Here is a 16,823-nt window from a genome sequence, read left to right on the forward strand (position 1 = left end):
GGATCCGCAGAGCAACTCCTCATTATGGCCAACTCTTTTCTATTGGCCGGTTACTGGCTGCTACTGAAGACGAATCACATCATCCTAAAACTCCCACTCATCCCGGTCCTCCGGATCCGCAGAGCAACTTCTCATTATGGCCAGCTCTTTTCTATTGAATAGTTCCTGGCTGCAGAGCTGAAGAAAAATCACATCAGCTGTTGCTCCCATCCAGGTCGTCCGGATCCGCAGAGCATTTGCTCATTTATGCCAGCCATTTTCTATTGAACGGTTCCTGGGTGCTGCGACGAATTACATGGGCTGCAGCTCCCACCGATCCCATTTGTTTTCAGCGTCAGTGCATTTATTGATTTTGCCCACTCATTTTTTCGATATCAACACTCAAAAAAAGAGAGGCATTTAGCCTCTCAAGTAAATTATATAGTTTGAATAAATTTGTATATAAATGAAACTCCTTCAGCACGATTGACTGAAATCTTTGGTCTAAATGTTTCATCAGGATAACCTGCTACTATCTCTTTTGAAGATAATACTTCCACAGCACCTTTAGCCCATGTTGATATTTTTTTCTGATCTTTAAAAACTTTTCCACTCTTATCTACTGGTTGTATCATATTTGATAACATTTTAGATGCTTGTTCTCTAGTTAAAGTGTCATTAGGTCTAAACTCTGTTTCACTAAATCCTTTTACTAATTTGTTAGCATAGGCGATTTTAAGTTCTTTATAATACCAAGCATCATTTGAAATATCTTTAAATCTCATTTCATTTGATTCCTTAGGCTGCAGATCTAGCGCTCTGACTATCATTGACATAAATTCCGCTCGTGTAATATTACGTTTAGGTTGAAACTCTCCTTCTCCTTTTACTACACCTTGTTCCCAAAGAGCAAGAACTTGATTTTTATTGTATAAACCGTCAATATCATTAAATATTTTTTTCGTGTTAGTATCTAGCTCATCAGATATATCACCTTTTGATTTATCTTCTTCTAAACCCGGTTTTCCCTGATCACCAGAATTATAGTTATTCTCCGTTTCGGATCCTGGTCTAGACACAACTGGTGCATCCAACGTTTTATCTTTTATGATTTGTTTTGCCGACTGGTCCCCCACACTATTTTCTGTCCACACATCAACAATTACTTCTTTTCCGGATTCAATTCCTCCTAATGTAAATTCCTTATCTTGTCCTCTATATATTTCCTTCCCATCTTTTGAAATTACGATGATTTCATTAGGAGAAGTTAATTCAAACTTGTATGTGATCTCATGTTCCTTTATTTCTGTTTTCACTTTCAATTCCCCACCAGGTAACGTTACAAATGATCCCACCAATAATTCTTTTCCATCGCCTGTCGTATTCATAGGGAATAATTTTAAAGAATCGTATTCTTTCGCGCTTTCTAAACCACTTATTATTACTTTTAGATCCGTAGTAATCTTATCCTTTTGTCCTGGAACAACAATTCGATACTGATCAGCCCCATCTATGGCATCCCATGATAGTGTGACCGTCGAAACAGTCACTTCTTCAATCCTAATCTCTCCCACAGTTTCCGATGGAATAGTTCTCCAAACATAATTGGATTCCATACCTTCACCGGTATCATTAACTGCTTTCAACATAAAGGTATATGTCTCACCCGGTACCAGAGAATCGATTGTTACACCAGGTTTATCCGTTACTATAACTCGATTATTGAAAGTAACATGATACTTAAGAGCTGATATAACTCCATCCCATACTAACTGCAAAGTTGTTGCTGTATGGTTCTTTACTCTAATGTTATTAACCTCTGAAGGAAGTGTGAGGAACCCCTCTGTAGCAGATTCACTAAAGCCAGATACATTACCTCCCATTACTTCAAAAGTATAATGTTGCCCACCGATTAAGTTAGTGATACTAATCTTATTGTCAGAAACATCGTAGGATTTTCCATTGATGGTGACTCTGTACATATCTGCCCCGGCTACTTTCTTCCAGTGAAGAACTGCAGAGTTTTCCGTAATTGAATCAACAGATAAATCTTTCGGTTGATCTGGTAAAGTAGAGATCATTACTTCATTTATTGATCCCGACCCACTTTTGTTACTTGCATAAATTCCCACTCTGTATTGCCTTCCTGGTACAAGACCTTTTTGAACATAAAGTCCTTTACCATTGCGTACCTCTGCCTCTATTTCACCATCTATCGTAATATAATATTTATCTGCCCCTGTGACATCTTTCCAGCGAATAGTAAATTGATCCGTGCCGTAAGTATCAGCGGTCACCGTCTTCACTTGACTAGGCAACGTCAAAATATCATCTAGATATGATATTGCCCCAAAGCCTGTACTATTTGTAGCAGACACTTGATAGTTATAAGATGTTCCGGATTCCAGGTCTTTATCTGTATATTTTGTTTTATCTCCTACATATGCAGATTGCTTATTCCTAAGTAGCTCATACATACTAGCTGTATTTGCTCCATTCCATTCAACATCAATTTGATTTTCTAGAATTTGTACTGCTTTAAATTCCCCAGGTTCTCCTGGTAAAGATAAAAATCCTATTGACGATGTTTCACCTAGTCCGCTGCTATTCTCAGCAACTATCTGTAAAACATACTGAATTCCTGGAGATAAGCCAGTTACGATAATATTCTTATTATCCGTAACAGTATTAGAAAAGATCACTTTATGTGACTGGCTCTCTTCTATTTTAATATGATACCTCTCAGCAGACTGAACGACATCGAAAGAAACGATAGCTTCACTACTCACCCGTTCTACTGGAAGTATCTTCAAACTAGATATTCCGCTAGGTAGGGTAAGAACTTGCAAATCGCTACTAAATGGCGTTTCTCCTACATGGTTTTTAACCTTAATTCGATAAGAATATTTAGTCCCTGCTTGCAAACTATCTTCCCTTATCATATGTTCTGGGTATTCTACCGTCCACTTCTTACCAGTTGTAACGTTCTCTACGTTATATTGGTATCCATCTGTAAAGGAAGTGCTCGGTAAATCCCATTGAATTTCTACAAAGTGATCCCCAATTGTACTTGCTCGGAAATCACTTGGAAGAACGGGATTGCGCTGCATTTCAAATACTTCACTTTTTGCAGTCGCCTTGTTACCAGCGTTATCTTGTGTTTTGGCATGTACAAACCATCTACCTTCTTGAGATAGGTTGAGATGGAAGTCATCTTTATTTGCCGTATCCCACAGGGTTGGAATATCTTCTGTTGCGGTGACCTTATACTTCCTCTCATTTACGTTGATCCCTGATAGAATATCACTAAAGTTAATTCGAATGTCTACATCTTCAGAGGACCAGGTTTTTGTATCCGGACTAATGGAAATCTCCGGATTGGTCAAATCAATTTGTACATTGTCGGATACCTCATCAGTTATATTTCCTGCATGATCAGTACTCCTTGCCGACACTTTAAATGTACCTTCAGTATTCATTTTCACTGGAGACGAGTACTCAACCCAAGGTCCTTGATCGACCCTGTATTCAGTATTTTTCACCCCTGAGAGTGTATCAGTTCCTGGAGTTACTTCTACAGTAGCTTCCTTCGACCATCCTATTGGATTCACCTTAATACTGGCTAAACTAGGTGCAGTCTTATCGTACATGATTGTACTTCTGTACATTACTGTTTCAATGCCGCCTTTTCCGTCATTGGCCGTCACATTAAAATTAGAGTGGATACCCTCTGGCAACTCATTTGCTAACCAAGTAAGCGTCCAGTCCTTAACTACCCCAGTCTCAGAAACGGATACAGTCTTTGTGACCCCCGCAATCGTAGCTGAAACTGTTACTGTATCATTATCAGCATCCTTTAGAGTCCCTTTAATTTTGATCTCCTTAGAAGATGAATTTACTACCTTATCTTCGCTTACTACAGTTAATAATGGGAACAAGTTATTATTTGATTTTTTAACATACCAATACCCGTCCACATGTATCCCGTTGTCTGGATAGGTCTTATCTAGATCTAATATATTGGATTGGATAAGTGTTCCTTTTGTCTTTTGAGTTTTGGCTATTGTCGTTAATACAGTGTAATCAACCGTCCTATCAGGATACAATGAAAGCAATCGCACAGAATTACCATCAGAGGCTATAGTATATCTACTTACATCCGTGTTAGGTAAAGCAGTACCATTACTAGGCGTGCCCACGCCTGTAAATTTACCCGTAAAAGAATCTAATGAATAACTGCTGAACCCGTAGATACTACTCATGTTGGAACTAGATCCATCCGAAGTGTACTTGACCTCATACGTGGTTAATTCCTTTACACTATACTTGTCCCAATAAAACAACGCTGTCTTATCTACAGTCAAAGAACCCGTATACGTTGCAGTTGCTACCCCACCACGTCCATCGTCTACTGTGATGACAGGATTACTGAAGGAACCTCCAGTAGTAAATTCACTTGTACGCCATGTTAGTGACCATGCTTTGGCTGTTGCCGTATTGGATACAGCCACTTGCTTTGCTACACCACCTAGTGTTGCTGTAACCGAAATTGTTTCGTTATCAGCATCTGTAGTAGTACCAGATATCGTGAAAGTGTCAGATCCTGATTTGAGGTTGATTGACTTTGATCCTGATTGGGTTACTGCTAATGCTGGCAAGTTGTTAGGAACTGTACCAGATTTAACGTACCAATAACCATCTGAATGTATTCCATTATCTGGATAAGTGTTCTGTGCTGCTTTAATATTAGCTTGAACAAGCGTCCCTTGCTTCTTAATGTTGGGATCTGCAGCAATTAACTGATAAATAACATAGTCATCACGAGTACGACCATAAACGTTAGTTACAGTACTATGCTTTACCATGAAAACCTTTCCACCTTCTAGGTAAAATTTAGTGTCATTATCTGTAGGAACTCCATTATATGAAGAATGAATAGACAGAGTTGGATAGGTCTCCCTCACCACATAATCATAGCTCCAATTAAATGCACCATTGGCACTATTCCAACCACTGGCATTTTCAGATCCTGATTCTGGATCGGGACCACCAAAATATCCCCCATAATAAACTTTACCTGTTACAATTTTTACAGCCCCTGATATACCAGGTCCAGTAAAATTCCCATAGGTATCAGGGACAGCCGTAAATTTACTCCAGTAATAATAAATCTGTGCCTGTATTGTTAATTTCCCTACATAGCTAGCTGATGCAATTTCTGAACCATCACTAGCTGTCACTACCGGATTTGTGTAAACCCCAACAGGTATCTCAGACCCTGACCATGTCAGTGTCCAACTTTTCGCGGTTGTAGTGCCTGTCACTGTAGTTGATTTCAACACACCGCCTATGGTTGCGGAAACACTAACTGAATCGTTGTCGGCATCTTGGACTGTACCTGTCATGGTGAAGGTTCCACCATCGTTGTATAGTGTTTTATCACCAGATGAGGTTAGTGATAGAACTGGGGCGGTGTTTATTCCTTTAGATACATACCAGTAAGACCCATATATTCCATTCGTGGGGTACAAACCGCTCGTAGTACTCGTTACATACCCTAGACTCGATCCTTTCCCGTCTCCAGTACCAAGCGCAACTTGATATTTGAAAGCCTCATATTGGAAAGTTGTACTCCCACCCCCGTTCCAGACCTCAGTCACCGTTACTCGCTGATAAGTTGTTGGACTTGTGATTTCAAAAAAACTATAATCGTTTGACCCCCCTACAGGATATTTAAACACTCCATCCCCTGTAAGGACGCCTGTTTTAGGATCGACTAATACATTGGCATACCATGAATTGTTTGAGTTTATACTATCTAAAGTACTAGTTCCAATGTGACTAGATTTGTAAGTTGGTACCTGAACTACGGAAAACTTCTCCCACACATACTGCGGAGCTGCCTCCGCTTTCCCACTTGAAAATGCAGGAAGCATGAATATTATCAACATTACAACAAACATCCGCACCATTAGCATATTTTTCCTATTAATTCTATCAGACATAAAAGTCATCCTCTCAATTTTCAATATTACGACTAAAATCATGGATCTTATGGTAAAAAAAGAGACAGGAGAAGTTCCCTGCCTCCACTTATAAACTTTTATTTATCGAAATATAAATAACTATTAAACGTGTTTCTAAATATTAAAAGATATATTTTCCTCACAATCGTTAATGTACATATATTCCTTAAATTCGAACACGTTAGGATAAGGGTAGACATGATTGTGAATATTCCATTCCAACTCCATTTACTCAACTTCTCTTCCACTAAGTAACCCTGAGAATCATTAATCTTACACAAACTTATAGTTTCTCCTCTTACTTCCGTATATCCTTTCATTTGAAGTATCGAAATAGCGTTATTACGGCATTCAGTGAGAGTTTTAGAATCTGCCCAATATCCAAATAAGATACGTGGTGTAAAATGTAGATAAATCTTCCCTTCAGCCCTTAGTGTGTACTCATAGAAACGATTTAGGCGTTTAGAACTTCTTCTGGTCCTAATAAAATACGCTCCGTTTATAATTGTTAGAGTAACAAGGATGATAAAAATAATCTGAATATCAATAGTTGAAATTAATAGTAACCACACTGAGATATCCAACAACTTAAATATTCTCTTCATACCAAATCCCCATTTAGATTACATATACTAATATCGTAGCTAAGAACATAAATGGTACGAATGGAAACGCCTCCCTTCTCCGACTTATAAGAGAGAAAATAACAGCTAAAATACAAGACACTACATCGATCCAAAGCGTGGGCATTAGACCGATTGTAAGGCCCAGCCAAGCGTTCAACTGAACATCGCCGCCTCCAATATCCCCATTTCTTATCATACTTATAATAAAGAATATCCCTCCCGTACAAAGTGCTGCCACAAGATACTGCCATATTGGATCTGGAGAATAGAATATTCTTAATACAATGCTTGAACCTATCGCGGTGATAACCCATTTTCCAGGAACTACTCTAAAACGGAAATCCTGTATTGAAAAACAAGTCAACCAAAAAAACAATAGAACTATTTCTGCTAATTGCCCCATAAATCTCCTTTACTAGTTTGTTATTTAATTCGTATGTTTTGACTGTCTTCGTACATACTTCCATATATTCTCACTTTTTGTGAGCTACACCCTTCGATATTCCCTTGTGAACCAGAATCAGTGACGACTATTTGTACGGTCACATCACCGTCACTCCAGTCTTTATTAGTGTAATATTTCCTTTCAAGTGCTTCTTGACCATCTTGGAAACGATGCAACTTCTTTGGTAATTCCCATACTGCAGTTCCTGTATCTCCTCCACTAGTTCTTTCTAATGTTAAAGTCTCAACGAAATTCCCTTTCGAGTTATAAATTTTTGCTACAACCTCTCCAGGGGAAGGTCCAACATACTTACCACCAAAAGGTTTAGCTGTACCTTCTAATCCAACAGGTACTTTTTTCTCCCAATTCGTCTCATACTTTGTTGTCACCTTTATTTCAAATCCATATCCTGCACGTGTCACCTTGTTAGGATCTAATCCATTCTTAGCAGACCAAGGTATGATTGCCCAACTTCCTCTACTTTCGCGATCACTAGTTTTGGGACGCTTATTATCTGTCACAATACCCTGTTTAGTGTTAACCGCTGCAATTATATCGAGCGATTCACTATAACCAACATTACGACTCTCCCATATTGGATCGCTGTAGTCCGTATACGTATAAGTGGATGAGTGAGATTTCCCAGCACTATCAGTCCAAGTAGTCGTTCCTGTTTTGGTGTGATATCCTGTGATTAGTCTATAAGTAACTGTCCAGTTATTATCGACATTCGTTTTAGAACAATTCTTACCTGATGACCCACCACTACTCCCCGAAACACTGCAGCCTGTTACTGCGATATTGTTTGTCCTGTCTTTATCAGGGACCTCTCGCTCTGGATCCACATGAACTGAAATACTATGCACACCAATTTGGGATCCCGTCCATGAAAATCCTCCTACTGAGATCACTTCATTTGCAGGCATATTCTTTCTTACTTCATATATTTGTTTTTGATTATCATAGAAACGTATTAGAACATTATTCTGATTAGTTGATCCAATATTTTTTACTTTCGCAGATATTGTTCCTTTTTCACCTTCAGTCATCGATGAAGGAGATACTGTAACTGACTGTGCTATTAAGTCATTTTGTGGACCTGCAATGTCAATTACCCATTCACCATTTACTTCATTATTTAAATATGATTTAGCAGGAGTTTCCAAAGCCCTATCAGGATGATTAGGATTATTAACCAACGCAGTAACCTTGATATAATATTTACCTGGTTTATCTCCGACTTCGATTTTCCCTAATAGTGATGAAAATTCTTGACCATTTTTAATGGTTGCCGGCAGCTCATTAAACATACCCGGCATTGTGAATTCTGCTGTAACCGCACCGCCAATTTTAACGTCTGCAGTATTTGGAATGCCACGAGCATTTGCAAATTCTGATCTATTAAAATCGTCACCATCGTATCGGAATTTAAGCCATAATTGGCCACCTTCAGTCAATGTGAGTTTTGTTGGTACAAAATCCATTTTCTCTGGTTCTTCTGGAAGAGTCACACTTTTGATAGCCGTTCTTCCATATCCATCATCCAGAATAATATCTACTTCTTTTCCTAGCATTTTTACAATATCGTTGTAGCCCACTTTCAAAGATCCGTCATATGCATCTACTGAAGTATTTATTAGTTTATTATCGTTTAGGTTCATCACTAAACTTAGATCTGGGAAACTTCCCTTTGGAGTGGCAATTATCCGTATATTACGTTCTGTATAACCATAAGCAGTAAAATTAATATTGAGTTTACCATCTGTAGATACCTTCAGTTCAGGCCATTTCGAACCATTAAAGTGTGCTCTATGATCACTTTCACTCACCTTTTCAGTTCTATCAAAAATAACTCCCATCCTAGGTAGAATACCAGATATCCGTAAGAACTTAGCTCCATCTACGGTATAGAAGAAGGGATGTCCTGCCTTGAAAATTGGATCCTCTGCATTACTTACGAAGCTTTCTCTAAAGTATGATAGTTGCTTTGCATTCACTTTTTGCCCTGTCATAACGGCATCAAATAAGTCTCCTAAACCCAACTTGCTTTTATGCACCAAACCTAATCCGTTTTCCTTATCAAAATTAGGATCATCAATTTTTTTCTTAACATTGAAAACGTCATAATTGTTAATTGTATTTGCTGTTCCATCAGATTGATGAAAAATAGCCTTCCATTGAAATAACTCCCATGGTCTAACTACCGTCTCATCAAGAGCCGGTATATGTCCGTTCAAAAAGTCACCTGTTTTCCCGTAGCTCCAACCTACTCTACTCTTAAGCATTGGATCAGTTGTAGCAGCTTGTACTACCACCGCGCTAAGAACAAAGGTAAGTAGGAGAAGGAATAATATACGCTTTTTCATTATTCACCTTCGCTTCCCCACAATCGTGACATGAACATTATTTAAGTTTTTTTATAGATTCAATAACTTTAGATAACGTTGATGCTGAACTAACCATCTTTCCATTAATAATCACAGTAGTTTCAACCGCTGCATCATTACTTATGTTTGCAAATTTACCATCTAAGTTCTCACTATTGGTGTCTAAATACACCGCGTAGCCTTCCACTGTTTCCTTTCCCGGATAGACCATAGTAATCATTAAGTACCCTTGGCTTTTGCCTAAACTATACGTATAATCCTCCCCGGACTTCAGAACCTCTCCATTACCATTACCTGGCTTGTATAGAACTGCCTTCGAATTTATTGGAAGAGAAAATCTTAATTTTCCGTTTTGTACTGTCATATTATTTATAAATAATGATTTCCCTAGATTAGTCTCGGTTCCCCACTGAAATGGTGTTTCTGTTGGTAATTGTGGACCTTTTTTTGTTGTGATCGTAACGATTTGTTCTTTTGCATTCCAATCCACGTTAGAATTCAGTGCTTCAGATACAAAACGTAAAGGTACGAATACTCGCTCCTTCTTCATTCGTACAGGTACATCTAACATGATCTTTTTACCGGATACAAGAACGGTCATACTATCTACTTTCATACTAATGTTCTTTCCATCTTTTTCGATTAAAACTGTTTTATTCTTATAATCTACCTTTGCTCCTAGTGCCTCAGAAACGAACCTCACCGGGATCATAACTCTACTACCCTCCACATAAGGTTTTGCATCTGGAAAAACGACTGTCTTTTGATTTACTTTAACCGTGATCTCTGAAGCAGCTACTGCTATTCCTGCAGTCGTTAAAAGCATAATCAAGCAAAGAAATGATATGATTCCTTTTTTCACAAGTACACTCTCCTATTCTGTATTACTATTTTTCAACTCCTGATGGAGATAAATAAATTTTGCCTTCCTCTTGATATCGGACTAACTTTTTTCTTACGTCTTTGTTTGATGTTTCGATAATCGCAACGGCTGGGACTAAACTTCTTCCATCTTCCCCAGGCGTTGTACCTTCTGAATTCTGTCGTGCCAATACAAGTAACCCAGCCAAATCAGGATCTTCTTCAGGTCCGATAACTATCGTACCTTCTTCTGATTTAACATATACAATTGCATCCACTAACACGCCTGGCTTAATATAGTCACCGGCACTTTGCGCTTGATCAACTTTAATTCCTATCAGACGCTCTCCCTCTTTTAATTCTAGTGTTTCCCCATATTTTGAATTTTCACTTGTTGTTATCCCCGACTTCATAATGGGACTAGCTTTGTAAAATCCAACATCGTTAGCGAACCATTCACCTTCTAATTCTTTTACATCTTTTATCGCATCCTCGGGTACCTCACTTCTAACAACATCACGATACATTACCATGTCTTTAAGCGATTGATACGGTGAAACATTTTCTTTAGCAACTACTACCTGAACTAAGTCTGTATTTTTTTTTACAAAGCTATTTGCAAGAAATACCATACTAAAAGTAATAATAGCTGCACCCAAAACGATCAGAATGCGACGGGTTACTTTATTCCAAGTTTTTTTCAAGTTTCTCTATTCTCCCTTCTAATAATAAGTGCTACTTATAGTCCGAAAGATACGGTGTCCGTTTTGTAATCTCTAAAGGGTACGTGTCCAGTCCTACCATTCCTCCCGCGATCATCTTGATAGCAGCTCTGAAGGTAGCTTCAACTCTCGGTACCCCGTCATGATAAGTGATATTAACAATAAGTTCCCCATTTTGATAAGCCTCACTACTCAATGTTGGTTCTAATTTCAAATTTTTCTGAATTAGATCTCGTACACCCTGACGAACTTTATCCTCATTAAGATAGATAAGACCTTTAGAGTAATCATCCTCGTTGGTACCATAGATAATACCTCCATCAATCGCTCTATCTAAGCTCCTTTTAATATTATCTTCAGCCCTACTTATAGATATCAAATCTACTGAAGCTAACAGGCCAAATACTAGAAAATAAATCAATAACATTAGTTTCACAGGGCTATTCATTCTGATCTCCTAACCTTCTCGGAAATAAGTTCGCGCCAACCCATCTACACTTACATTAACATCCCACTTCAGTTCACCTAATCCCAATGGTTTTAATGCTTTCAAGACGTAAACTGTAGATGTCTTTAGTTCAATAGAATTTCCCCGTTGGACCAACTTTGGTGTTCCATCCACTGTTATCGTAGAGAGATCCAAACCTCGTTTTCGGGCATAATCCATAAAGAACTCTCTTGTGTCATAATCGAATCCACCATCTGATTTCATGATCTCAAGAGTTTCTTGCGCTGCCTGAGTTAGCTTATTTTTTGTGCTCATAAAACCGTAAACATCAATACCAACGAAGATAAAGATCACAATAATTAAAATAATAAAGAGAGTACCAATTGCATTCATATCTCCGCGCTGATTTAATATTCTTTTGATCCTTTGGATCATAATAAACCATTAATCTTGCCTTTGATTTTTTCCATTAACTCTGGAAGCCAACCTTGAACAAGTCCAAGAACTACAACAAATAAAAGCACTCCACCTAAAATCCAAAGCATTGTACCCACGTTACTTTGACCTTTCTGATTAGCAACTGTATACACCTTTCTAATCATAAGTTCCTTAACTTTACCCACGTTTTTCTTCAACATTTTATATTCCCCCTAAATTTTTTTTATATTGTTTTCCCTAGTTCTGAAAATAGACTTACAAAACAAATAACAACACTGATCACTGAACACATTATTAATGCTAATTGAAGCAGTTTTAGTCTTTCAGGACGACTACTAGTAATTTCAGTAAGTGCCGTTCTTCGCAACTGGACTATCTCATCACGTAGATCTTCAAAATAATCCTTTGCCTCTTCGTAACCTGAATTAATACCAATCTTCACAGCAGAAGAAAATTGCAACATTACTGGAATCGTAGTTTCTTTTGCAAACATCTCAATAGCTGAGGCATGATCCATATCCTGAAGATTACTATTCAATCTTTTTAATAGCCTCTTCATTCTCGGACCACTGGTTCTTTCAAGTTCTCGAAAAACCACAATGAACGATTTCCCTGTCTCTAAAGCCATCATCATTTTCTCAATAAGTTTTGGAAGGTCTTTTGTAATCTCTCTCTGCATTTTCGAAAACGATCCTTTTACATCTCGTATTCCCTTTACAAAAAATACAATAAAAAAAACTGGAATTAAGAAATGTAATGCATTGAATGCAAATGCAGTAAAGGCAATAGGTACAGTACACATTGCAGCAAAAACTAGCTTTGATGCTACCATTTCTTCCAATGAATCGTATTTCCCAAGAGTTTCGACCATTTGCCTCATATTTGATCCGACAATCCGATCTAGATTAAACAACGAGAACTTATTCAGTCTTGGTATGATTTTTTCTGCTACATATATTGTTGTCTTTCCCTTTCCGGCTATTTTCATTTCTCTTTCTGATCTTGCTAGCTTAATAGCTCTACGAGAAACCTCTCTTTCATATTTAAAATCCGGAACAAACCAATTTATCATAGGAATTAAGAAAAGGAAGATAATCACTCCTCCTAACGCAAGTAATACCCCCATCTAACCACCACCTCCCTTCATATTTCATCGAGATTCAAGGATACAAAATCTTCTGCTTTGATAATTGAGTAGAGCGTAACTAGAACGAAAAACACTATATAAATCTGTCCGTATTGTGTATCCAAAAATACATTAGAGTTGTTTGTATTTACGCTGGATAATACTGTTGGCATAGCCCAAGATAATATAGTCACTATATAAAGATTCCTCATATCCTTTTTAGCCTTTATCTGCATTTCTTTCAGTACCAGATTGTCAGCTGTCATATCTCGGCCAGTTTCCTTAAGACTGTGAATTGACCGATCATGAAATCCTTGTTCATCTGCCATTAACAATTTTTCAGCAAAATCATCAAATCTCTTTATACAGGTTTTTCTTTTCATCTCAATTAATGCTGATTCTACTGAAAACCCTGTTTTTAAATCTGCTAGCATTTCTTCGAAAAACGTCTTGGTCTCCCCATGCATATCATTTACAGATTGTTCAAGGGCTGATTGTACAGACGGGAAATCTATTAGCTTGCTTGTTAATAATTTTAAATTACCTGGTAATTCAAACAGGATTTTTTGCCGACGATTTCTTTTTAATTTTGAAACGAAGTACCTCGGCAGCATATAACTTAATGTCATCCCCACGGCAAGAAAGAAATAATTCTTAAGTACAATAGTAATTATTATCCCTATAGCAATTGACCCAAGGGTAATCAATATGAACTCTTTCTTATTTAGTTGAACTCCAGCATCAGCAGCATCTTTATGTATCTTCTGATAACCAAGAAATCCAGATAACTTTTCACTTTTCTTCTTATAAATATTTGTATTTTCTATTTTCGGAAGAGCTACATTTAAAGCTATAATCCAAATAACAGGTAATATAGCATACAAATAGACGCTCATTATTCATACACCTCAATCACATTGCACCAACGTTCATAAATTCGGACCGGTGCTCCCTTTTTTTTCATTTTTTCTGCTAGTTTTATCAAAGATCCAACACGTTTATGGGTTTTTGAATTGAAATCATATTTAAAAATTGTATTTAATACGGGGTGATTACCTTCAAAAGATAATAGTTCCGAAATCTCAGTAACAATTCTCCTACTACTCACATTTTCTAGGAAAATAATCATATCCATTGTTGAGCCAACCTGACTTGCAGCTATCTCATTGTTACCTGAAAGCTGCATAAAGCGAACTGCTGTCATTTCAGCATCGTTAGCATGAATACTAAGAGCAATACTATTTCCTGTATTAGCAGCTTCTAGAGCTTCTGATGCTGCTTCTCCGTCGCGTACTTCACCAATTAATATCCAATCAGGATTCTGTCGTAACGTTACTTTTACAATCTTTGCAATGTTATATCGTCTACGCGGATTCTCATGCTCTTTTACAATAAAGGCTGCTATATTCGGGTATGACTGATACGCCTCCTTTTGTTTCAACATCATCTCCTCAGAATCTTCAATGGTTAAGATCCTCGTGAGTTCGGGGAGATATAAGGGTATGCGGATAAGATGAGAGGTCTTACCGGTATTAACAGAACCACCAATTATTACGTTGACCCCAAGAGGATAAACATCTTGAAAAAATTCAACAATTTCCTCACTCATATTTCCGTATGCAATACAATCATCATCACTATATATATCAGGTGGGAATTTACGGATTGAAATAATCGGGTGATTCGAACTTATTCCTCCTCTGTTTCGATCCAAAGTAACGTTTAGTCGAAATCCTCTATAATTTGAATCAATTACAGGATCATTTGCAGATAATGTCCGGCCCATTGGAGTAAGCATTTTTGAGATAACAGAATAAATATGTTCATTGTCCTGAAATCTAATCGATTCATCATGCGTTGGAACTCCACTAGTTTCACAAATCACTTCGTCTGGACCGTTTATTTCTATACTAGAAACCTTAGGATCATCAAGTGCTGGTTGCAGTACTCCCATTTCAGTTATTTCGCGCTGAACCATCTCGATTACAATATCTATATCAATTTGGAATTTATATTGAGTCTGTTCTCTAATAAAATCAGAAATATAGTATTTAATTTTTGACCGTTCACGTTCATCAAAAATTGCAGCTACAAACTCATCACTATAATGCTGTCGTAGATATCTACGCGTATGATCTACAAGGCTTTTAAATACTTCAGCATCCTTCTGAGTTAATTCAGCCTGATTAAACTGATCGGTATTCTGATATGAGACATGCTCTACTGGATTAATAATTCCAATATGAGACGAGAAGTTCTTGTTGGTGGTTAAGTCACTCTTATGATCTTTACGCTTCTCGATCGAGAAGATAAATTGAAGTAGTTGTTCTTTTCTATATATTTTTTCCGGAATTTCAATCTTCTTAGGTGTATAGAGGGCTACTTGAGATTCTGTAATTCCGTAATTTAGCAATTTTTTATAACTCATGTAGCTAATTGGGACAGTAAATAGATCTGGGATACTCAATATAATTCCATCAGCTTGTCTCAAACTAACAAAAGTCATAGGGTGGAATATTTGCCCCTGAAGAGAGAATAAAATAAGGTCATAATGAGCTGAAAGACCTTTTTTTAAATGGATCGGTGCAGCAATCGGAGTACTGGCATCAATTAGCTTCACAAGTACTGGAATATCTAGGTTTGTCTTCGGGTTCACAATAATAAAATCAGCGTCTTCTCCATGAAACATGTAATCATCGAATGACTTAAGATCCTTACGTTCCAAGTCCAATAAAAACTGTTCAATACTCTGGTCCTTTAATAAACCTTCTGAATTTCCAATTCTTCCGGACATCCGTGGTAGTCCGAGACATGGAAACTCTACGATTACTGCTTTCTTACCAGTATTTTTTCTCCATTCTTGAGCTAAATACATAGCAGTTTCGGAAGTGTCTCCTGAGTTTGGATCAAATAGTGCTATACATATGGATTCCTCTGTGCGTCTGTCTAATTTCTTAATCCCCTTTTTCATTAAAGAAAAACCCATTATGTCACCCCCCAAATATTTGTCTATATAACTCGCTATCCCAATCCTTAAACAAGTCAGGCCTTAAAGTAGATTTGTGTAATTGAATCCCAAAATGATCCTGCTGTTTGATATTCAATGATTCTTGTATGTCCTCAAATACCTTTTCGTTAGAAAAATTCATAAGAATATGGGTACCATTGAGATAATTATTTAAATGTAAAAGCTCAATAGTCTTTATCAGATCCTGATAATCCCATATTGAAGACGAACTGATCAGTATTTTCTGAGATGCCCTTACGAATTCTTGAGATATTGGCATTAAACCCGTTTGATTTTTAATACTTCCAATATCTAGAACTACAAAATCATATTTTTTGCTATACACTAAATTCACGTAATTACTACAACAAGGATGGAAATCTACATTGTTAATATTGAATGGATTTTCTTTTCCAGGATTAAATGTCCAAAATGTTGCTTCTTCAATATTTCCCAATTCACAACAAGCAACATTACCAAACTTAGAGAGATATAAGGCAATTTGAATGGCATGGTGGGTTACACCTATTCCCCTTCTAACACCTCCCACTGCGATTGTAAGTGTACCTACCCTCGATTGAATTACATTAAGATCCAGTGGCTCATCAGTTGTGGAATCACCTGAATTGTTAGTTTTTCCTTTTATCTTAAAAATTGATTTCAGCTTATTGCCAAGTATTTGGCTTTTAGATCCTGGCCAACCCGATCCGGGTAATTCACCATCCTCTGGATCTTCAGCTCGTGTATCTCCTGGCCAA

Annotated in this window: 12 protein-coding genes; all 12 read right to left on the bottom strand. The window is 37.4% G+C overall.

The window, feature by feature from the left end; genetic code table 11:
* Positions 1-416: 416 nt before the first annotated feature.
* Positions 417-5,984 (bottom strand): fibronectin type III domain-containing protein, encoded by a 5,568-nt coding sequence (locus BW961_RS28380; protein WP_068590627.1) that lies wholly within the window; start codon positions 5,982-5,984, stop codon positions 417-419.
* A gap of 639 nt (positions 5,985-6,623) precedes the next feature.
* The gene (locus BW961_RS28390; RefSeq protein WP_068590631.1) at positions 6,624-7,034 is read right to left on the bottom strand and encodes a prepilin peptidase; all 411 of its coding nucleotides are present in this window, start codon (positions 7,032-7,034) and stop codon (positions 6,624-6,626) included.
* A gap of 20 nt (positions 7,035-7,054) precedes the next feature.
* Positions 7,055-9,442 (bottom strand): CARDB domain-containing protein, encoded by a 2,388-nt coding sequence (locus BW961_RS28395; RefSeq protein ID WP_068590633.1) that lies wholly within the window; start codon positions 9,440-9,442, stop codon positions 7,055-7,057.
* 37 nt (positions 9,443-9,479) lie between these two features.
* Positions 9,480-10,325, bottom strand: a complete 846-nt coding sequence (locus BW961_RS28400) for a copper amine oxidase N-terminal domain-containing protein (protein WP_082867654.1) — start codon at positions 10,323-10,325, stop codon at positions 9,480-9,482.
* Positions 10,326-10,350: 25 nt separating this feature from the next.
* A complete protein-coding gene (gene cpaB / locus BW961_RS28405) occupies positions 10,351-11,028 on the bottom strand; it encodes a Flp pilus assembly protein CpaB (protein ID WP_068590635.1) in 678 nt (225 codons plus the stop codon).
* A 31-nt stretch (positions 11,029-11,059) separates the two neighbouring features.
* The gene (locus BW961_RS28410; RefSeq protein WP_068590637.1) at positions 11,060-11,494 is read right to left on the bottom strand and encodes a hypothetical protein; all 435 of its coding nucleotides are present in this window, start codon (positions 11,492-11,494) and stop codon (positions 11,060-11,062) included.
* Between the two features lie 9 nt (positions 11,495-11,503).
* The gene (locus BW961_RS28415; protein ID WP_212568142.1) at positions 11,504-11,887 is read right to left on the bottom strand and encodes a DUF4320 family protein; all 384 of its coding nucleotides are present in this window, start codon (positions 11,885-11,887) and stop codon (positions 11,504-11,506) included.
* Between the two features lie 38 nt (positions 11,888-11,925).
* Complete coding sequence (locus BW961_RS28420; RefSeq protein ID WP_068590641.1) at positions 11,926-12,132, bottom strand: hypothetical protein; 207 nt, start codon at positions 12,130-12,132, stop codon at positions 11,926-11,928.
* A 23-nt stretch (positions 12,133-12,155) separates the two neighbouring features.
* On the bottom strand, positions 12,156-13,058 hold the full coding sequence (locus BW961_RS28425) for a hypothetical protein (RefSeq protein ID WP_068590643.1): 903 nt from the start codon (positions 13,056-13,058) through the stop codon (positions 12,156-12,158).
* A gap of 17 nt (positions 13,059-13,075) precedes the next feature.
* A complete protein-coding gene (locus tag BW961_RS28430; RefSeq protein ID WP_068590645.1) occupies positions 13,076-13,954 on the bottom strand; it encodes a type II secretion system F family protein in 879 nt (292 codons plus the stop codon).
* Entirely contained in the window at positions 13,954-16,044 is a 2,091-nt protein-coding gene (locus tag BW961_RS28435; protein WP_068590647.1) for an ATPase, T2SS/T4P/T4SS family, read from the bottom strand. The genes BW961_RS28430 and BW961_RS28435 overlap by 1 nt, the downstream gene beginning before the upstream one ends.
* 4 nt (positions 16,045-16,048) lie before the next feature.
* Positions 16,049-16,823: MinD/ParA family ATP-binding protein (locus tag BW961_RS30815; RefSeq protein WP_170878625.1), on the bottom strand; the 775-nt coding region annotated here is incomplete at its 5' end.

Origin of the sequence: Paenibacillus macquariensis (genome assembly GCF_900156375.1) — a bacterium.
Lineage (GTDB): Bacteria > Bacillota > Bacilli > Paenibacillales > Paenibacillaceae > Paenibacillus_AQ > Paenibacillus_AQ macquariensis.